Genomic DNA, 19,450 nt, shown 5'->3' on the forward strand with positions numbered 1-19,450 from the left:
GCTGCATTTGGCTAATGTCACTGAGCATGGCGTTTGCTCAGGGCTTCCCGCAGGCCATGGATTACGTCATGCAAATGCAAAATAGCGTGCAATCAAATAGTAATCCTGGTCGCGCCTCCGAAATTCACAGAGAGATTGAACGCTCGACGGTTTCAGTAAATACCATAGGCATGGCATTGCGTGTCCCCCTGTTGTCGCAAGAAACGCGTCTGGACATCGCCGGGGCGACCGGCAAAGCAAACTACAGCGGCCTACCGCAATTCGACCACAACCCATCTTTTCTTGATGCCAACCTGCACTGGAAAGCAGGCGATCTATTTAACGGGAAATTTGGCTATGAATTCAACCGGAGACGCTACGAATCAGACCAAATCTGGCCCGAAAGCGATGTTGTGTCAACCCGTCGCCTAAACGCCGAAGCACGCTTCAATGTCAGCGAGGACATTGCACTACCCATCGTTAAGCTATACGACGAAAAAGCCAATTACAACGACACACTGAACAGGCAATTGTTCGACTACTCGGAGAAAGGCTGGGAAATTGCCGCCAAATACCAAAGCGTGACAGGATCTTCTATCACCATAGGCGTCAAAGAAAGCCGCACCACCTACCCCTTACGCTACCAGCTTAGTCGCAACAACCTGGATGACGGCTACGAGGATCGAGAGCTGTTCGCTGAAGTCTATTGGCAATACAGTGTCAAAACGGGCTTATATACCCGGCTAGGATGGCTGAACCGGAAATACGACACCTTCTCCGATCGCAATACGCGACTCCTTGACCTGGATACTCAACTCATCTGGCAGTACTCGCCTAAAACCACGCTTCGCGCCGGCCTCTGGCAACGGCCCTACAACAACGACGAAGACCCCAATATCCAGTATTCGACGCTGCGCGGCTTCGGCCTGAGCGCGCAATGGCTGCTCACGCCGAAATTGGGCGTCAGTTTCAGTGGCGCCTACGAACAACAGAAAGATACCCGCTTAACCGGCGATTTAACCAACAGCACCCGGCTACGTGTTGGGCCGCGGCTGACTTGGCAAGCCAGCCCTAACCTACGTGTAATACTTGATGGCTACCACGCCCGTAAACAGGGCGACTTACCATCGAACCGTTACCAGCAAAATGTGGTCAGGTTAGGCATTGTGGTGCAGACCGACAACGGTAACGATAGCCTGGCTGAACTGCTGAATCCGCGTGAATGCCGTTGGATGCATATTGAAACCGCGCTTTGCCCGTGACGCACAGCCTAAATTAATAGGCGTTACGATCCCAAAATATCATCAGCGCGGTTCGAAACAATATTTTTATATCCATCCAGAGCGACCAATGCGTAATGTAATAGCGGTCGTACTGCACCCGGCGCTCCATCTTGTCAAGGGTGTCGGTCTCCCCTCGTAAGCCATTGACCTGAGCCCAGCCCGTGATGCCAGGCTTCACCGTATGGCGCAGCATATAACCGCGAATTTTCTGTCGATAAAACTCGTTGTGTGACTCTGCATGGGGACGCGGACCCACCAAACTCATCGACCCCTGCAATACATTCAACAACTGCGGCAGTTCATCGATCGAGGTGCGACGCAAGAAACGCCCTACCCGTGTCACGCGGTCATCGCCCTTGCGGGCTTGCATCAGCAAGCCATCTTGGTGCGCATCGGCACGCATCGAACGGAACTTATAAACCATTATGGGTCGTGCGCCTTCGCCATATCTTTTCTGCCGATAAAGAACAGGACCTGGGCTATCAAGCTTGATGGCCAATGCCGCCAGCAACATCACCGGAGACAGCACCAACAGCGCCAAGCTGGCCAGCACAACATCCGTTACCCTTTTTATGTAGCGTGATGCGCCTACCATCGGGGTTTCATGAAGCGCCAACAACGAAACACCTGCAATTTCTGCACCCTGCACAGAAAAACCTTCTGACAACCGGGGTTCAGGCATGAAATAGATGGCGCTTGTCGAGTCATAAAGCTTATCCATCAAAGTCGTCATTTCGGGGCGTTCATGCTCTCGCATGGCGACGAAAACCACCGAAAATTCATTCTTCTCGATATGCGCAATGGCATCGTTATAGCCGCCCAGATAAGGCAACTGCACGCTCTCGGGATACAAACCTGAAGGCACAGGCTGCGCGGCATAATAGCCAACAATTTCCATCCCCAAGATGGGGGATCGTATCAACCGGTGAGCAAGCTTGTAAGCCTCTGGGCCCAAGCCAACGAAAATCGCTTTGCGCCGGTTCGTTGGCGCCGTATTTACCCGCCATACAAGCATCCGCAAGCCCGCCAACATAATGCACTGTAACGGTAAGCTATAGCCAGCCCACTCGAGCAACAACGTACGAGCGAGACTGTCGGGAACTTGGTTATGCAATACGAAAAAAACGAGAATCATGGCCACTAGCAGAATGCGCAACCAGCGCACCGCAGCCTGCCGTAGCATCCATGCCATGCTACGGGCGCTGATCATCAGGTGAAACATGTAAAACGCCATGAATGCGGTAATAGCCAACACCCAAACCGCAATGAGACCCGTACCATCGCCAAGGACATCGTGACGTTCGATCAGTAATCCGGCAATGCCACCGTTCACGGCTGCGGACAACAGTCCAGCCGCCACCAAAAAACCATGGTTGTTACGGCCTAACTTTTCAGGTTGAAACATACATGCTCCGATTAGCGCCCGTAAGCATCGTCGAAGCGGACAATATCATCCTCTCCGAGATAGGACCCTGACTGTACTTCGATGACCTCAAGAGGAATGGAACCGGGATTCTCCAGCCGGTGCCGAATACCCAGGGGGATATAGGCCGACTGATTCTCGCCAAGTAAAAACGTCTCTTCGCCTCGAGTTACTTGCGCTGTGCCTCTGACAACAATCCAATGCTCGGCGCGATGATGATGCAACTGCATGGACAAACGCCCACCCGGATGCACAGTGATGCGTTTGACCTGAAACCGCTCGCCGAAATCGACGGATTCGTAATAGCCCCAAGGCCGCAGCACCCGATGCGGCGACACAGCCTCGGATCGCCCTTGCGCTTTTAATATCGTGACGATATCGCGTACGTTCTGCACCTGATCCCGCGCCGCCACCAAAACCGCATCTGGAGTGTCAACGACAACCAAATTCTGAAGGCCAAGCAACGCCAGCAAACGATCGCTGCCGCTGGCATAAACATTGCTGCAAGAAGTCGCCAGAACATCGCCCATCAAGACATTGCCATCGGCATCTTTCTCGCTCAGCTGATGCAAGGCTTCCCAAGACCCGATATCGGACCAGCCCGCATCAAGCTCGACCATAGCGGCATCAGGAATACGTTCCATGATGGCATAGTCAATAGAGTCGGACGGGCAGGACTGAAACGCCGAAGCATTGATTCGAGTGAAGTCCCCATCGTTGCTAAGATCAGACATCGCCTGACGACAAGCACTCAGGATATCCGGACGAAACTGTTCGAGCGCCTGTAAGTAGGAACTGGCACGAAACAAAAACATGCCGCTGTTCCAGTAATAATTTCCTTGCTGCAGAAATTGCGCAGCCCGAGCCGCATCGGGCTTTTCGGTAAACTGCTGCACAGCAAATACGAGCTCATCGGAAGCATCGGGGGTTGGATCAATTTGAATGTAGCCATAGCCCGTTTCCGGATACTGAGGCTTAACACCAAACGTCACAAACTTTCCGGCAGCGGCCGCCGGCAACCCTGCACTCACTACCCGAGTAAACGCCTCGGGGTCGCGCACAACGTGATCAGAAGGCAAAACCAGCAACACGGCATCACTTTCATCCCGCGTGGCCAACAAGGCCGCCAATGCAACTGCGGGCGCTGTATTGCGCCCCGCAGGTTCTAGCAAAATAGTGCCATCATCTGGATACCCGACCTGCCGTAACTGTTCAGCAACGATAAAGCGATGCTCTTCGTTGGCGACGGCAATGGGCTGCGCTGACGTCAAGCCGGCCAAACGCCTAAAGGTTTGCTCAAGGGGCGAGTGCCCATCAAGTATGGGCAAAAACTGCTTCGGGTAAATCGCGCGAGACATCGGCCAAAGCCGCGTCCCGGAACCGCCCACTAGCAAGACGGCGCGTAATTCAAGCGCCTGGGCATCTACCATGACTCCCCCGTCAAGTTAACAACATTGTTACTTACTTTCCCGCAGCTTTTGGATTTGAGGCAAACCGCCCAACTCTCCGACAATGGCCTTGCTCCAGGCCGCGTAACCGTCAGGAGTAAAATGCTGACCGTCAAATGTGCGCCATTGCCCCGGCTTGGCGAATTTCAGGGAATCAACGTACGTGCAAGGACTTACGGCGCTGGACAAGAACCGCGCAGCGCGTTCGACCCGATCATCTTGTTTGTTGTATTTGCCTCCGGCCTTTCCGTAGGCCGGCCCCACCCATACACAGGGCGTCTTTGTCGCCGCAATGGCCTTAACAAGACTACTGACCCCCTGCCATGCCCAAGCTTTGGGAAAAGCGGGGTTATCATAAGACCCCATGGTGTCGCCAATAACCACCACAACCACATCGGGCTTGTCTGCGGCAATCAATTGACCGATCGCCTGGGTCTGCGTGCCGGGACCTGTTACGGTTGCGGCGGCCTCACCCTTTTTCACAGCGCCACAATCGACAACCTTCGGCTTGATCCAATCGATGGCGCTCGCCCCACAGGCACCCACAATGTGGGTTTTAGTCGCACCTTGAGCGGCTAAGTCGTTATACAAGTTGTCACGCAGTTCATAGATCATGTGGCTTTCGCCAAGCACTAAAAAACTAAGACCGGCCAACGTTGCCGCTGCAGACATAAAGTACAGCCCCTTAAATCAGAACCATCGCTCATTAACGTAAACAACATCACCCGGCAACACGGCATCAGCCAATTCCACGGGTATATCGCGCATTTGCCCAGTGATTGGATCCACCCGACGTATGAGTATTCGGTTTTCAGAGGCACGCGCATTAAGCCCCCCGGCCAAGGCAATAGCGCGCATGATGTTTAACCCATCTTCAACCGGATACGCACCCGGTTGCCCCACTTCGCCGTATATGTAAAAGCGGGGCGCCAGAGGCACAAAAACAACATCACCAGGCTGTAACTCGATATCTTGCACGTCTTGCGAGGGCACCACGCGGTTGCCCACGGTAACCTCGAGCTGCTCACGCGGCTGCCCCAATGTGCCTTCACGACGCATTAACACGGCCTTGTCATCGGCCCCCGCTTTAACACCGCCCGCCAAAGACAGCAATTCGAGCAACGACAAATTGCCCTCGATGGGGTAACGCCCAGGACGTTGGACCTCGCCATAAATAGACGCAAGGCGGCTACGCACCTGAACGACCTCGACGACAACCTGCGGGTCGCGCAGATAGCCTCCCTTACGCATGCCATTGGCGACGCGCTGGGCAATGTCGGCCGGCGCCTGGTTGTTCACATCCAGGCTCCCTAGAAAAGGCACCGTAATTTGCCCACTGGCGGTTACAGTGACGTCTGTGGTTAGGTCTGGGTGACCCAGCACCACAATGCGCAATGCGTCTCCGGGGCCAACGACATTAACTGCAGCACCTCGCACCTGACCGACGGCCATATCGGGCGTGTTTCCCGCAATTGCTTGCGCCATACCAACGTTATGCGCAAACGCAACAAATAACGCCAGCCCAAACATCAGGAAACTCTTGAGAGCAGACACTCGTTTCTCCGAACAACTAATAGTAACGGAATTCTAACTTGCCACAACTTGAAATAACAGTTTCCATGTAAGACGGCGTCAAAAATGAAATCTTTTTACAATCAGCTACATCCCTGCGTTCAACGTTCAAATACGCCGCGCTAACAAAAAGCCCTTGAGTTCGAGAGAACTCAAGGGCTTATATATTCTTGGCGGCAGAGGGGGAGTCACATCAAAGACAAAAAGCCTCATGAATAAACAATCTACAGAAAAACAAAAACACTCATACCGTCAAAACTACCGTCAAAATTAAAGCACTGAGCACTTATCCACAGTCCAGAGCTTGTCGTTCCAACAACAACTCCTTGCCTTAGTTTTTGTCACTCAACTTATCCCCGTCCTCCAACGCCGGGACAAGTAACTCAACGACATCAATACCCAACGCATGAGCAATACGCTCCAAACCATCGATACTGATGTTGGTCACGCAGCGCTCAAGTTGAGAAACATAGGTGCGATGGAAATCCGCCAACTCGGCCATACGTTCTTGGCTCAACCCTCGCTCGGTACGTAGCCGTCTCAAATTTACGGCAATTCTGGCGCGTGCCGTATCCGGAGTGTTAACTGTCTTCGTGCTCATGCGCGTAGAGTGGCGCACTACCGCTTTATATACTACAGTACGTAACTCTACTGTTTTTAAATCTCAATTGGTGCTGGCATGGCAAAAAGAATGGCAGTCTGTGTATCCATTGTTATGTTGCTTGCTGGATGTGCAAACACCCAGTGGTACAACCGCAATTACGCTTCCGGTGATACAGAGCTGATGGCTAATCAAAAGGCAATTGATGAAGGTTATTGCATGCAGGTCGCCCATGGTGCTGCACCAATGCCTGACGTTCGCGTTTACGCGCCCACCAAACAAAGCTACAGCATTTCTGGAACGTTTACTTCATACGGTCAAGATGGCGTTCAGACCACCAACTATTCGGGTTATGTCACACCCAGTCCGGGTGCATCTTTTTCATCAGGGTTTGCGCAAGGCGTAGCACTTGGTGCTGCGATAAGAGCCAGACGAGCTCAAGATGCAATTATGAAAGGTTGCATGATGAAGCTTGGGTGGACAGATAAACCAATCGAACAGCAGGCAACACTAGCTCCTGACTCAACCCGCGCTGTCAATGAACCTCCCATACCAACAAATGCAAAAACGAAAGCGGCAGATGCTGATATAACCTGCGAGCAATGGGCAACTGATATAGCGGAAACTATTGATTCAGGTTATCGGAGTGGGGTCGACAAACAGATTGTGCATCGACTAGCTGGGGAGTACATTGAAAAATCGAATGGTTCGGCAAGACAGCGCTTAATTGTTATGAGCATAATCAATGCGCGCTACAAAATCCCACTAAAAGAACTATCTTCTCAGGATTACCCGAAGTATGTCAGGTGGGAGTGTGAGCAAGATTGGGTTGGTTTTGGATTGGGTCGCTCATAAAGTGTATAAATCTGTGCTTGATCTGACAGATACTGTCAGGCAGGAAACGACCGAGGCTGTGTGAAAACTCAGGCAACTACAAAATTCAGGGGTCTTCTTACCATTACCTATAGCAAGAAAATCGCATGCGGAGCGATCTAAGAGGTCGGTTTTTTGCCGGTGCCAGTGCTTGATGCGTTTTCACACAGCCTCGACCCAAAGCAGTCAGTTACAGCATTGATCCGCAGCGGTAACGCTAATGTTCGAACTTGACGCGAAAATTAGAACCCAGAAAACACAAGTGGAGAAAACACCAAATGGATGAAAAGCCTGTCCGGACTGATATTTGCTTAGGTATCTCTGGCATTGACCTGGGTGACCGGGTAATTGAATTTGGGCATGGCATCCAATTGCGCACAACGTTCGCTCATCTTTTCGCGACTGACATTCTGGCCTTTGAGCGACCAGCCACCCCCACATCATTCCATCCAGGCCCATGGCAAGCCGTATCGCACAAGCGTGGTGTCGACATCCTGGCCGAGCTCTTTATTCCCAAGGAGTACATTCATCCACGTTTATCGAATCTTATTGTCGGTCACACAATCATCTCTTTGTTTCGTCTCTGGGTAGATCCGCAGATCGCACTGCAGGCGTTTACGCAAGGGTCAATCGCAAAGTTGAAGGAAAGAGCTGGTAAGGACAAGGGCGGAGAGTTGGCCGCCATGCTCTATGCCCAGCGAGAACGACACGTCAACATAGGCCTCATAAATGGCGACAAGGTCATCGAGAGCATCGACTGGGTTGTCGAAAACTGGAATAACGCCCTTGAACTTCGCAGTTCGAGTGCAGAGTTCAACCTAGCTCTGGATACTTTTGACAATGCCCAATGCATCCCCAACACGGCCATGATGCTCGTGTCTATTTGGGGAGCTCTAGAGGCCATCTTCGCTCCTCACAAAGCGGAACTTGTCTTCCGAGTCTCATCCCAACTGGCAGCTTTCCTCAAGCCACGCGGACTCGCTCGTTTGGAGAAGCAAAAGGAAATTGTCAAGCTCTATAACCTGCGTTCTGCTGCAGCGCACGGTTCTCCAAAGCACGTGGACGAAGACTTGGTGAAGACCTATGAGCTGTTGCGCATGGCAATTATCCGGATGATTGAGCTTAAGTTGGTTCCCAATAAGGAAAAGCTTGAAGAACTGCTATTCATCAGCTGACAAGAGCCGAGTATCTGCCAGACCGGAAGACACGAAAGTCTGCTTTCCAGCAAACCAGCTATCTATTGTTCGACCGTCTGAATGTGGCCGATTTTAGCTATAGGCACATGGCCGAAATCGACCCGGAGCAGTCAGTCTCAGGGTTCGTTGAGAAGGTAACAACCCTCCTTCAAGGAGCCGATAGACCACCGTTTGAAGGAAGGGCTAGGCGTCAGTTGATCCAGACTTCCAATTCCGTAAACTCCCTAGCGAAGCGCTTGATATTCGCGTGCCCAATAGCTATACCCACGCTAGTCAATGTGAAGCTTTGCATTGGAGTGTTAACCCAAGCGTCAAACACCTCTTTCATGAACGGCCGAATCTGTATGACCTTCTCCTTCACTTGAATGTCGTTCAGTTTGGATTCATCGAAAAGAGTTAGAAGCTTGGCACCATCGTCCGCACTCAGTTGCTTCTCCTCGATTTGTTTCTCGATGGTCTGTCTATTCATCGCGTTATTCTGCAACTTCGAAGGATCCGTTAGGCATGGAATGACGAACCTAGAGTCAAGCCCTACGGATATGCCTCGGCTGGTAAGTTCTGCCTTCTCGAATCCTTTGAGGAAGAGGCCTCCGTAACGCTTTCCAAGAGTCTCTTCGAGCGGGCCACCAACTAGAGCAGTACCGCAACCAGCGAATTCAAGGTGCTGGTAGCTAGCCGCACTCTTCGGAAGCCTCGCTGAATGGGGGAAGACATGCTTATCCAAATACTCACCGAATAGTTTGTGATTTCCGACCTGATAGTTCTGCGTGTACCGGAAAAGGAAGATTAATGCTAGGGCTGATAACTGCCCATCGGTCAGTTTAGGGGCAGTTGCGAGAGACTCATTTAGTACGATTTGAAGGATAGTTCTCTGATCTTGCTTGCTGCGATCAACTAGCAGATCAACGAGAAGGTCCCCCAGATCCGTATCGCCAGTTCTTGCAAACTCCTTCTGAACTGTCAGAAGCGAATATTGAAAGTCTGGATCCTTCGCTTTCTGGAGTCCGCTCGGGTTCTCTTTCTCAAGCTTCTCAATCACCCGATTGGTTATTTCTTCAACTCGTGAGCTTGCAATGTCTCTCGCCAGACCTGACAGTTCGTAGAAAGTAGCCTTTGCGACATCTAGAGCGATTGCTCTTGCCTCGGCAGTCGAGATCCCGGTGTTGACGATCGTGACATCCCCCGCTGCTTGGATTGCGGCCCCCCCGCTTGCTACGGTTTGATCTTGATTTTTATTGAGCATCTTTTGTCCCTTGCTCAGTCCTGATGTCGCCAGTTGTCACGTTGCCGCCGGCTTGGATGCCAAAGCCATTATGGGAGACGACCTGCTTCTGCGCTTCCCGTTTTGTTCGTTTCCCCTCAACAAGGAAAGCCGTTACTAGGGCCGAGAGTGAAGTGATCATTGCTATTGCGGGCTCATAGTCGGGCTCCGCGATACACCAGGCGATCGATCCGGAAAGCGCTACTGCCGACAATACCTTTATGAAAAGCACTAACGATTCTCCTGGATGTCTAAATTAAATGGACGGTACGTTACAGGCTATTTCTATTCGTCTACTAGTTTAGACTAGGCATAGTCATTGCGCATTATCTGCTTTCGCATATTTAGGTACCTACAAAACTTGAACACAAACTCAATTTCCGCTTCTGGCCGAAAGCGGCTGTCATGCGCTCAGTTGTGACTTGATCAGACAGTGTATGTCAGATCAAGCCTAAGTTAATACACATAAAGCTTGCCATCGACCCCTTGTTGTCTGTTGCCTCGATTCGCTTCCTCCATCGTGCGCACGCGCACACGTACTGCTTTGAAAACTCTGGTTTACGCAACAGGCTTTTGCGTTCCATAGTTTATGGCTTTACCCGCTAGCCTGGCCCTGCGGAGGGCCAGTGTTCTACTTGAGTCAGTTTGCGAGCTTGGGCACGCTGCTTGGCTCATTACTCCCGTCGAGCTTCCCTTTGCGCAATTTCTTCGTCGGAGTAATATGTAGGACGAACCTTGGCAGTACCCAGCAAAAGCCGCTCAAGCGTGCGCCCCATACATTCGCCACGCTCCTTCTGGCTTTGTACATAGATAATCAGGTCACTCGATACATAGGCACTGACACGCTTGAAACCAGCATCTTCAAGCCGCCTCCGATATGCCGCCAGCCGCCGAGCGTTATCATTAGTTGACATAATTGAGCCCGTCCTGTGAGTCTGTCCCCATAAAGGGCGCGTAGCGCTTCGTCAATGTAAGAAGCTGAATGCGCTGTATATAAGTCACGTATACGATCGTCGAACTGGCCCGAGTCATAAGTCAACGGTATAGGTATGGATTGAGCCAGCACCAAATCCTTCCATGCGTTCATGTTCCCTTAGTAGTGTCCAACGGCCAGCTAACAGACAAGCCCCCTGATCGAACGGATGATTTGTTTCACTGCCCTTTTCATTTCCAAGTAATTTGAGGGGCCACATTTCAAACACTCTCCTTTGCATCAGAGTGCTTTGCGAAACCGTCCATCTCATCCTTGAAACCCACACATCGGTGCAAGGTATATATGCATGTTTCGCCGATTGGTGTAATGCGTTGGCGGCAATGACCAGCGTAGAAGCTGAGGCACTCAGCACAGCTTCGCCGGTCGTCTAAGTGGCGGTCGCGCCGCATGAGGCGGCAAGCCAGTCTATCGGCGGACTGTGCCGGTATACCTTTTGCCATGAACGCCAGCGCCCTCGCCGCGCACAGTTCGGCCTCGTTATCCGTCCAGGCGTAGCCTTCCCAATTTTTCGCCTGTTTTTTTCGCAGGGCTGGCCTACCATCGGGGGCGGATACTGTGGTAGCCGGGCTGGTAGCCACCAGATTGAACCCCGTCGTATCGGTGCGTGCTTCCGTGCCAACCTGCTCTTGGGGGCTTTGCACAATATTAGGTTTTTTAAGGTAGGCCGGGGGCGCTTCCCAACCACCTAACCAGCCATCTAGCGCCGCCAGAATAGCCACCTCACTCATGGCAGCCCCGATTTTCAACTTCCTGCCTTGTTTTTTGTGGTGCCACAAGCGCCACCGGTGCCGCAGTCAATAGCCATGCGGTTTTGCGTGTGGCACCTACTGTTTTCGATGGTGCCACAGGTGCCACAAACGAACCATGCAAGCCGTGTTTTGTGGCACTTGTGGCACCTCGGTTTACGCATGGTGCCACACTGTAAGACACGCCACAGAAGGCTATGGCACCTGCGGCACCTGTGGCACCAAGTTTTTTAGAGTCAAGGTACGCATTTATCATTTCTAGCCGCCTTCACCCAGCTTATCGGGGTAAATATGATAAAGCCGTGGCGTCCTACCGTCCGGTGTCCGAGTCGAAAGCGCCGTTTTGCCGTTCGCCCCCTTCTGTGCAAATGCACCCACACTATCCAATGCCTTAATCACCCGCTTTATGTCGTACCCTGTCGTGGCTTCTCGCAGCCCACCAGAAGTAAACAGGTAGACGGTAGACGCCCCAGATTTGTCCACGTAGCCCGCCCGATTGATAACAGGTCGCATCGCATCGTCTTTGGCGATGCCTGAAAACCGGCTATCGCCGTACTTGTCGATAAAGTCGTTGATCGCCCGCAGTATCGCCACGTCCTCGGCATTGCGCCCGCCTGTAGCTCGCTGATCGCGCCATAAGGTAAACGCCCGCATCGCAGCATTGGCGGCATGCCCCGACTGCCATGGAACTATGCCCGCCCCCGTTGCCAACTCGCCCGCCAAGGCACACAAAGCAAAGACTCGCGCCCCCCGGGTTTCCTGCCCGTCGGCTGCCCCAAACTTATTTATGATCGCTTCAAGTCTACCCGATAGCTCCAGCCCATCAGCAAAGTGCTTTATCAGCGCCGCCACAAAAGCCCGTCCTGCTTGGCCGTAGTGCTGGGTTGCGCCGTCGCGTATGGCGTCAGACAGGGCCGCCCCCGATGCAAAGCCATGCAGTTCATCCCATGCGCCATAGATGCCGGTAATGGGTACGTCCTGCAGGCGCAAGGCTTGGCCTGCCTTAGCTTCATACCCGCCTGCCGCCATCCTCGATGCAATGGTTACTTCGCCGGTGGACAGGACAAACACACGCCAGCGTGAAACCTGCCGTGCCTCGCCTCTTACATTGGCACGCGTCTTGCCATGGCCGTTAACCAGGGCATAGGCCGATTCGTATAGGTCTTTGGGGTTTACCTCGCCCACCTCGTCCAAGGCAAGCATGGTGCCGGTGTGCATCTTGGCCGCACCCTCCAGGCCGTTGCTTGTGGTACGCCATGTCCGACGAAACGAAGGCCCGCCCCAAACCGATATAGCCGCCATAAGAATAGTGGTCTTGCCAGCGCTGGAATCACCAAACAGGTGCAGGCCGCCCCCATCGATATTGAGCTTTTCCAGCAGAACGCCCGCAAACGCCGCCGATATGCCCAGCGTCAGCATGGGATTGCCCACCGCCCGCGCCGCTACATTAGCCTGCCAGCCTTCCATTGTTCCAGCCACGCCATAGGGGGCTGTACGCTCGGTTGCCTGATACCAAATATCATCCCCGCCAAAGATCGCATCAGGCAAAACAAACACGCTGCCATGCCAGCCGGTTGTATTGGCAGCCCGTAGGCGTTCGTTGGGAAGCTGCGCATTGATGTAGTCCAGGAGTCGCGCCTTGCGCTTTCGGTCTATTGCAAGCCCTTCGGCCATCAGCACCGCCAACACTTCCATGCCATCCCCCGCCAGCATTTGCATTGGCATGGCCCAATACTTCCAATTGCCGTTAACATTTCGGTACTTCAGCAGCCGCCCATGGTCGCCATCCTCCTGATTGGCGGTCAGTGCTACCACATGAAGGGGGCCACAGTGCCAGTCGTCGATAATGGTCGGGGGCGAATCGGAATTTTCCCTGATGCTGTGGTAATACACGCCGGGTTTGAGCTTCTTGCCTTTGCGGTCTACCCAGTCGTCATAACAGCGCCAGCATGGGCGCTCGTTTTCTGCCGGGAATGGGTCTATGGGTTTGGCCGCGTCATCTATATCCAACTCGATTACTTGCACCTCGCTCATACCGCAGCCCTCCGTGCAATCAATTCGTCGTTCCAGTCGCCTACTGCATCCGGTGTCAGTATCCGCACCGACAACCCCATACGTGCCGCCCGCTTGCCCAAGTCGGCCGCTGCCTTCTGCCCGGTTTGGTTTTCGTCGTTGTCGGCAAAAATATATAGGTGATGTATGCCAGGGGGCGGCTCAAATGACGCAAGGCCATGCGCCGATACGCAAGGCCAGACAGGCACTCCACCTAAGAGGGTTGCAGCAACCGCAGTTTCTATGCCTTCGGCCACGCCTAGGCCCAGCCGCCCATCAGGTCGCTCCACTTGCTGCCCTATCTTTATAGACGCGCCCGCCATTCGCCCAGCAGACTTACATAGCTTCTTGACCGTAGGCACGTTGGCTTTATGGCCGTCGAGGGTCAGGTATGTACGGTGAACATTCACCAGCACCCCCGAGCTATCGGTTACCGCCGCAAGCATGGCCGGAAACTGATCTATCAGTATTGCGCCGTGCCAGTAATCCAGCTTCGGCATGAATCGCAGCGCATCGGAATTAGGAACCATAAGGCCGCGCCGTTCCAGGTAGACACCAGCAGCACACGAGGCTGTCATCGGCTTAGCGCTATCCCAAAGACGGGTAAGGTACTGGCGGTTATTAGCCCATTGCGCCATCTGCTCTTGCTGCCGCTCTCGCTTGGCCTGTCTCATAAGCAGCCTGTGCCGGTTGCGGTCAACATCAGACAGGGGACGGTCATTCGATACCCAAACGCCCGTGGCCGATGTTTTCCAGTTCCACCAAATGCAGGTCGGCACGTCATCATCAAACAGGCGGTACGCGCCGCTACGCTTGCTGCCTTTGTCACCTTCGGCCTTGCAGCGTTGCAGACTGCCCGCCGTGATGGAGTCAGGGATTAGGCCGCCAGCAAGCAAGGCGCTTTCGAGTTGATGCAGGTCTTTAATCATTGCATCCCCTCTGACGCGTCGTGCGCTGTCAATGCGCTTGCTTTGATCGTCGCCAGCAAAGCCAAAATGCGGACATATCGCACCGCCGTTGCTGTGCTTTTAGGGTTGAAGCCACGCCGCCCAACGTAGCCTCCAACCGTGAGAGTTTTTCGTCTCTGCATGTTCAGCCCTCCGCGTTCGCTTCCTGCCATCCTTGCGGGTCAGCCATCCACTCACGAACAGCAGAAAGTCGCCAGCGTGTGCAGCGTGCTGATAGTTTTATGGGTGCGGGAAATTTACCCGTCTGCACCAGCTTCCAAGGCCAGGAACGGGAAGCGCCCAGCAGGTGGGCTACTTCTTTGTCAGTGATTAGCCGGTCGTCGGCTTGTGGAGTTTGCTTTGCCACGATGTACCCCTTTGGGAATTAAACATGGGCATAGCATGAGTCTCAAGGACTAAATAGTAATCACAGTAGCCGGGCAAGGCATACGAGTTGCCCGGCAAACCACATAAGTAAAAACTATATAAGGCCTTCTTTTTTGGCTTTACTAAGAAAAGCTTTGATGGTGTCAGTTGATGGAAATATTCTTCGCGTGCCTGAGTTATCAGTAAATTCCGTGTACTCCAACTGTCGCCCCCATTCTGCATAACTTCGTCTCCCCTCAAAGGCCCTGTACCGTCTACATGCCTCTTGACGCCATGCATCTCCCTTCTTGCTAGCCTTGTCACGTTGTGCATTACGATTGTTTCGTCCGACCGTGATATCTAGAGCATCCCTTTCTCGCTGTGCATAGGACAAAAACTCCTTAGCACGTGAAGCAAGACGCTGCGCCTTCTGACCTGCGACACGCGGATAAATGCCTAATCCTATTGGCTCCTTCTTAAGCACATCAACTGCTTGCCTCGACCAAAGCAACGCCACAGCAGCAACAAGCTCCCATTTTTCTACACGCAGTCTCATTAATATTGGGTCGCTAACGGCAATAACCGCCAGCCTCCAAACCCCCTCTCCGTGTAATTGCCAATTAAGCTCCGGTCGCGGGAGTCGATACGCCACAAAGTCTATTTCTCCATCAGACTCTGAAAGGTGCTTATTCATTACATCCAGCATCGACTCAAGATCCGAAACTGAGCGGTGCGCCAATAACATGCAAGCTTCGACAGATGCGGTTAACAGTCCAAGCGCTTTACCATGGTCAGGTACACGCCCTACCCACCGAAGAAGTGCCTTGTAATAATTTGTATTTGACATCATAGTCATCATGCCCGCCTCATAGCCACCACATTAGCTACGCGCAGCGCATCCAAATGGTCGGCCCAGGCCTGCATCATCTTGGCCCGCTGGGGTAAATACAGCGCATGGTTATACGCCGCTGATACGTCGTCGCGCTCTTGGTGTGCGAGCTGTAGTTCGATATGCTCGTGGGGCCAACCCTGCTCGTGCAAGATAGTGGACGCCACGCCTCTGAAACCGTGGCCTGTCATTCGCCCCCTATAACCCATGCGATACAGCGCGTACAAAATGGTGTTATTGCTCATGTGCGTGGGCTTTCCGGTATCCGCAGGAAAGACAAATTCCCGACCATAGGATAGGGCTTGCAGCTTTTGCAAGACGGCCAACGCCTGCTTGCTAAGGGGTACGATATGGGGGGTACGCATCTTCATGCGCTCTGCTGGGATACTCCAACGGCCTGCATCAAAATCAAACTCATCCCATTTCGCACAGATCAACTCACTGGTACGAACAAAGACCAGCACCATCAGTTGCAGGGCTAACCGTGTATGTTCGCCACCTGTGTAAGCATCCATATCATGCAATAGCTGGGGCAGGTCTTTGGCGTCAATGCGGGAATAGTTGCGCTTCTTCCTGGCGGGCAAAATATCAGAAGGCTGTATGTCGGCTACCGGGTTACGGCTAGCCAAGTCATGGGCCACCGCATACCGCATAATTTGGCTGCATTTTTGTAGCTGACGCTTGGCAATATCCAGCGCACCCCTTGCTTCGATAGTCTTGATGCAATCGCGCACTTGAGCCGCCGTCAGATCTTTGGCCGGAACACTGCCCAGGGCTGGCAAAATATCCAACTCTAGTCTCCGCCACACTTCCGCAGCATGTTTATCGGTCTTACTAGGTTTCCAATGCCTGAACCATTTCTCAGCCACCGATTTAAAAGTCATGGCATCGGCCCGCTTTTCGGCCTTGCGCCCCGCCATTGGATCGCGACCCTCACCTAACTCTCGTTTAGCCACCAGATGCGCCTCACGCGCAGCCGATAAGGTCATGACGGGGTAGACGCCATAGGAAATAGTTTTGCGTTTCTCGCCAAACCGATAGTCATAGCGCCAATACTTCCCCGCCTTATTCACCAACAAATACAAACCGGTACCGTCAACCAACTTATACGGTTTTTCCTTTGGCTTAGCTTGACGCACAGCAACATCAGATAGGTTCATGACGGTATTTATTCCTGTCGGCAGATGGATACCGTCCAAAATACCGTCACAATACCGTATATGTCAATCAACTACCGTCTATTGATGCAGACACAAAAAAACCCGCAATGTCCGTAAACATGCGGGTTTCTATACTATCGCCTACTGCTGTAGACTAATTCTTGGCGGACAGAGGGGGATTCGAACCCCCGATACGCTATTCACGTATACACGCTTTCCAGGCGTGCGCCTTCAACCGCTCGGCCACCTGTCCTAATCGCTTTTAACTACTGGCAGGCAAGGCACAAAGCCTCACCAAAGCGAAGTCCGTCATTCTAACAGAAATACGGCAAAATCAAAAACCTATACCGTCTTGCTCACCATGCGCTCAACATAACGCGCAATCATGTCAATTTCCAGGTTAACCGCACTACCCGCCTTCAAATGCTTCAGCGTCGTCACTTGCACCGTATGCGGAATCAGGTTGATCCGGATCTCGCAGCTACCATCGGCTGCGTCGTCGACCTGGTTTACCGTTAAGCTGACCCCGTTTACCGTAATCGAACCCTTATAGGCCAGATATTTCGCCAAACTGGCCGGCACCCGAATGCGTAAATCCCACGATTCCCCCACCGGCTCGAAACGCACGACCTCGCCCAGGCCGTCGACATGACCCGACACCAGATGCCCGTCTAGTGAATCGCCCATGCGCAACGCATGCTCCAGGTTCACCTCGCCGATCGCATCCAACCCCGCCGTCCGGTTCAAGCTCTCGCGAGACACATCGACCTTGAACGTTGAGCTCGTAAACTCGACGACTGTCATGCAGGCGCCTTGAATCGCGATTGAATCACCCAAGCGCGTATGTTCGAGCGGCAATCCACCCGCCTCAAGTGTCAGGCGCACGCCCGCGTCATCTTCGCCGGCCTTCAGCGGTTGAACATCAACAATCTTGCCAACCGCCGCAACAATCCCTGTAAACATAAATCACACCCTAAGTCAGTGGGCCGGCACTGTATGCCCACCCGATAAATCAGTTGATACCGCCGCCAGCAGATCAGCCCAGCGATCGGCGCGGCGCGCACGCACACGCAAATCGGGGCCAATACCAACCGGCGCTAAAAAATCGTAACGCTGGACGTCACCCAAACCACTTAACCCAGGCAGCGCAAACATACCCTGCCCAGGGCCCAGCACCATGGGTGCAAAATACACCAGCAATTCGTCGACCAGGCCCGCCTGCAGCAACGCCCCGTGCAAACGCGCACCCGCCTCGACATGAATCTCGTTGAACTCATTGGCGCCCAACCACTGCATGACCGCCATCAAATCGACATGGCCATCGTGCTCGGGCAGCACCACCACCTGAACACCGCAATCGGCTAGCCGTTGTGCTTTGTCGTGATTGACCACGCAAGTAAACACCAGCACCCGCCCGCCGTCGAAAAGCCGGGCGGTTTCAGGCACCTGGAAATGCGTATCGACGACAGCGCGAACCGGCTGGCGCGGCGTGTCAACCTCGCGCACAGTCAACTGCGGATTATCGGCCAGCACCGTGCCCAGGCCTGTTAACACCACACAACTACGTGCCCGCCAGTGGTGGCCGTCGGCACGGGCCAGGGGCCCCGTAATCCATTGTGACACCCCGTTAACCAGCGCAGTCTGCCCATCGAGCGACGCCGCCGACTTAACCCATACCCACGGCGCTTTGCGCGTCATGCGCGCCACAAACCCGGGGTTCAATTCAAGCGCCTCATCGGCACAGACCGGCACTGACACCTCGATACCCGCTGCGCGCAACCGGGCAACGCCACGACCACTGACCAAGGGGTTGGGGTCGGACATGGCAATGACCACACGTGCAGGACGCGCAGCCACAAGCGCATCGACACACGGCGGCGTGCGACCAAAATGACTGCAGGGCTCGAGCGTCACATATACCGTAGACCCGGCGACATCGACGCCGCGCTCTTGGGCCTGCCGCAACGCCATGACTTCGGCATGTGGGCCGCCCACGGCTTGCGTCGCACCAGACGCCAACAATTGGCCGTCTTTGACAATGACGCAACCAACGCGTGGGTTAGGACTGGTCAAGAAAAGCACACTCGCGCTAAGCGAAATGGCCTGACGCATCCAGTGAAGATCGACCTCGGTTACCCGTGACATAGCGGGCACGCCACCAGCGCCGCCCGCCATCATGCACCCTTTGATGCGCGACCGCCCGAGACAGGCTCGACCTTGATTTCGTCAATAGCTTTGACGAACTCGTTGATATCTTCGAAACTTTTATAGACTGAGGCGAACCGCACGTAGGCCACCTGATCAAGCTTGATCAGTTCGTTCATGACCAACTCGCCCAAATAGCCCGTTGAAACTTCGCGCTTGCCACTCGTCAACAGGCTTTCTTCAATACGTGCTACGGCCGCATCAACTTGCTCAGTACTGACTGGCCGCTTTCGAAGCGCAAGCTTCAGGCTGCCACGCAATTTTTCAAGATCGAACTCAGTGCGTGTACCGTTTCGCTTGACCACGGCGGGCATCGACAGCTCGACCCGTTCGTAGGTGGTGAAGCGCCGTTCACAAGCCATGCAACGGCGGCGCCGACGAATGGTATCGCCCTCTTCGGAAACGCGAGAGTCGATGACCTGTGTGTCGGAACCATTACAGAACGGGCATTTCAT

At 53.6% G+C, this 19,450-nt stretch carries 20 protein-coding genes and 1 tRNA gene; 3 read left to right on the forward strand and 18 right to left on the reverse strand.

What is annotated here, in order from left to right; all coding sequences use genetic code 11:
• Positions 1–14: 14 nt before the first annotated feature.
• The gene (locus tag CHR62_RS09985) at positions 15–1,241 is read left to right on the forward strand and encodes an outer membrane beta-barrel protein (protein WP_158609118.1); all 1,227 of its coding nucleotides are present in this window, start codon (positions 15–17) and stop codon (positions 1,239–1,241) included.
• A gap of 13 nt (positions 1,242–1,254) precedes the next feature.
• Here the strand turns inward: CHR62_RS09985 and CHR62_RS09990 are convergent, their stop codons facing one another.
• The 5 genes from CHR62_RS09990 to CHR62_RS10010 all read right to left on the reverse strand — a co-directional run bounded on the left by CHR62_RS09990 (position 1,255) and on the right by CHR62_RS10010 (position 6,306).
• A complete protein-coding gene (locus CHR62_RS09990; RefSeq protein WP_123660843.1) occupies positions 1,255–2,667 on the reverse strand; it encodes an undecaprenyl-phosphate glucose phosphotransferase in 1,413 nt (470 codons plus the stop codon).
• Positions 2,668–2,678: 11 nt separating this feature from the next.
• Positions 2,679–4,115, reverse strand: coding sequence for a mannose-1-phosphate guanylyltransferase/mannose-6-phosphate isomerase (locus CHR62_RS09995; RefSeq protein WP_123660844.1), 1,437 nt, complete (start codon positions 4,113–4,115; stop codon positions 2,679–2,681).
• 27 nt (positions 4,116–4,142) lie between these two features.
• Positions 4,143–4,805 carry an SGNH/GDSL hydrolase family protein gene (locus CHR62_RS10000; protein ID WP_123660845.1) on the reverse strand — a complete coding sequence of 221 codons (663 nt, stop codon included), beginning with the start codon at positions 4,803–4,805 and terminating at the stop codon, positions 4,143–4,145.
• A gap of 18 nt (positions 4,806–4,823) precedes the next feature.
• Positions 4,824–5,687, reverse strand: a complete 864-nt coding sequence (locus CHR62_RS10005) for an SLBB domain-containing protein (protein ID WP_123660846.1) — start codon at positions 5,685–5,687, stop codon at positions 4,824–4,826.
• A gap of 349 nt (positions 5,688–6,036) precedes the next feature.
• Positions 6,037–6,306, reverse strand: a complete 270-nt coding sequence (locus tag CHR62_RS10010; protein WP_123660847.1) for a helix-turn-helix domain-containing protein — start codon at positions 6,304–6,306, stop codon at positions 6,037–6,039.
• A 78-nt stretch (positions 6,307–6,384) separates the two neighbouring features.
• Here CHR62_RS10010 and CHR62_RS10015 point away from each other — a divergent pair, with 78 nt between their 5' ends.
• Together CHR62_RS10015 and CHR62_RS10020 are read left to right on the forward strand one after the other, a co-directional pair.
• Entirely contained in the window at positions 6,385–7,161 is a 777-nt protein-coding gene (locus CHR62_RS10015) for a hypothetical protein (protein ID WP_123660848.1), read from the forward strand.
• Positions 7,162–7,457: 296 nt separating this feature from the next.
• The gene (locus tag CHR62_RS10020) at positions 7,458–8,354 is read left to right on the forward strand and encodes a HEPN domain-containing protein (protein WP_123660849.1); all 897 of its coding nucleotides are present in this window, start codon (positions 7,458–7,460) and stop codon (positions 8,352–8,354) included.
• A 211-nt stretch (positions 8,355–8,565) separates the two neighbouring features.
• Here the strand turns inward: CHR62_RS10020 and CHR62_RS10025 are convergent, their stop codons facing one another.
• The 13 genes from CHR62_RS10025 to nrdR form a co-directional block, all read right to left on the reverse strand.
• Positions 8,566–9,618 carry an LPO_1073/Vpar_1526 family protein gene (locus CHR62_RS10025; protein ID WP_123660850.1) on the reverse strand — a complete coding sequence of 351 codons (1,053 nt, stop codon included), beginning with the start codon at positions 9,616–9,618 and terminating at the stop codon, positions 8,566–8,568.
• Positions 9,608–9,868: a hypothetical protein gene (locus tag CHR62_RS15565; protein ID WP_148062191.1), complete on the reverse strand. Its 261-nt coding sequence runs from the start codon at positions 9,866–9,868 to the stop codon at positions 9,608–9,610. Before CHR62_RS15565 ends, CHR62_RS10025 begins: the two co-directional genes overlap by 11 nt.
• A 442-nt stretch (positions 9,869–10,310) precedes the next feature.
• Positions 10,311–10,550 carry a hypothetical protein gene (locus CHR62_RS10030; RefSeq protein WP_123660851.1) on the reverse strand — a complete coding sequence of 80 codons (240 nt, stop codon included), beginning with the start codon at positions 10,548–10,550 and terminating at the stop codon, positions 10,311–10,313.
• A gap of 280 nt (positions 10,551–10,830) precedes the next feature.
• Positions 10,831–11,358: a hypothetical protein gene (locus CHR62_RS10035; RefSeq protein ID WP_123660852.1), complete on the reverse strand. Its 528-nt coding sequence runs from the start codon at positions 11,356–11,358 to the stop codon at positions 10,831–10,833.
• A 276-nt stretch (positions 11,359–11,634) separates the two neighbouring features.
• Entirely contained in the window at positions 11,635–13,410 is a 1,776-nt protein-coding gene (locus tag CHR62_RS10040; RefSeq protein WP_123660853.1) for a DUF927 domain-containing protein, read from the reverse strand.
• Positions 13,407–14,357 carry a toprim domain-containing protein gene (locus CHR62_RS10045; protein ID WP_123660854.1) on the reverse strand — a complete coding sequence of 317 codons (951 nt, stop codon included), beginning with the start codon at positions 14,355–14,357 and terminating at the stop codon, positions 13,407–13,409. Before CHR62_RS10045 ends, CHR62_RS10040 begins: the two co-directional genes overlap by 4 nt.
• Before the next feature lie 163 nt (positions 14,358–14,520).
• Positions 14,521–14,742 (reverse strand): AlpA family phage regulatory protein, encoded by a 222-nt coding sequence (locus CHR62_RS15990; protein ID WP_199722926.1) that lies wholly within the window; start codon positions 14,740–14,742, stop codon positions 14,521–14,523.
• Between the two features lie 114 nt (positions 14,743–14,856).
• Complete coding sequence (locus CHR62_RS10055) at positions 14,857–15,600, reverse strand: hypothetical protein (protein ID WP_123660855.1); 744 nt, start codon at positions 15,598–15,600, stop codon at positions 14,857–14,859.
• Positions 15,597–16,829, reverse strand: coding sequence for a tyrosine-type recombinase/integrase (locus CHR62_RS10060; RefSeq protein WP_370318056.1), 1,233 nt, complete (start codon positions 16,827–16,829; stop codon positions 15,597–15,599). Before CHR62_RS10060 ends, CHR62_RS10055 begins: the two co-directional genes overlap by 4 nt.
• 123 nt (positions 16,830–16,952) lie before the next feature.
• Positions 16,953–17,043: transfer RNA gene (locus CHR62_RS10065), tRNA-Ser, on the reverse strand.
• 89 nt (positions 17,044–17,132) lie between these two features.
• Positions 17,133–17,753, reverse strand: a complete 621-nt coding sequence (locus tag CHR62_RS10070) for a riboflavin synthase (protein WP_093969407.1) — start codon at positions 17,751–17,753, stop codon at positions 17,133–17,135.
• A gap of 15 nt (positions 17,754–17,768) precedes the next feature.
• Positions 17,769–18,935 carry a bifunctional diaminohydroxyphosphoribosylaminopyrimidine deaminase/5-amino-6-(5-phosphoribosylamino)uracil reductase RibD gene (gene ribD / locus CHR62_RS10075; RefSeq protein WP_123660857.1) on the reverse strand — a complete coding sequence of 389 codons (1,167 nt, stop codon included), beginning with the start codon at positions 18,933–18,935 and terminating at the stop codon, positions 17,769–17,771.
• A 29-nt stretch (positions 18,936–18,964) separates the two neighbouring features.
• Entirely contained in the window at positions 18,965–19,450 is a 486-nt protein-coding gene (gene nrdR / locus CHR62_RS10080) for a transcriptional regulator NrdR (RefSeq protein WP_123660858.1), read from the reverse strand.

The sequence above is a fragment of the Pusillimonas sp. NJUB218 genome, from assembly GCF_003788685.1.
GTDB lineage: Bacteria > Pseudomonadota > Gammaproteobacteria > Burkholderiales > Burkholderiaceae_B > Neopusillimonas.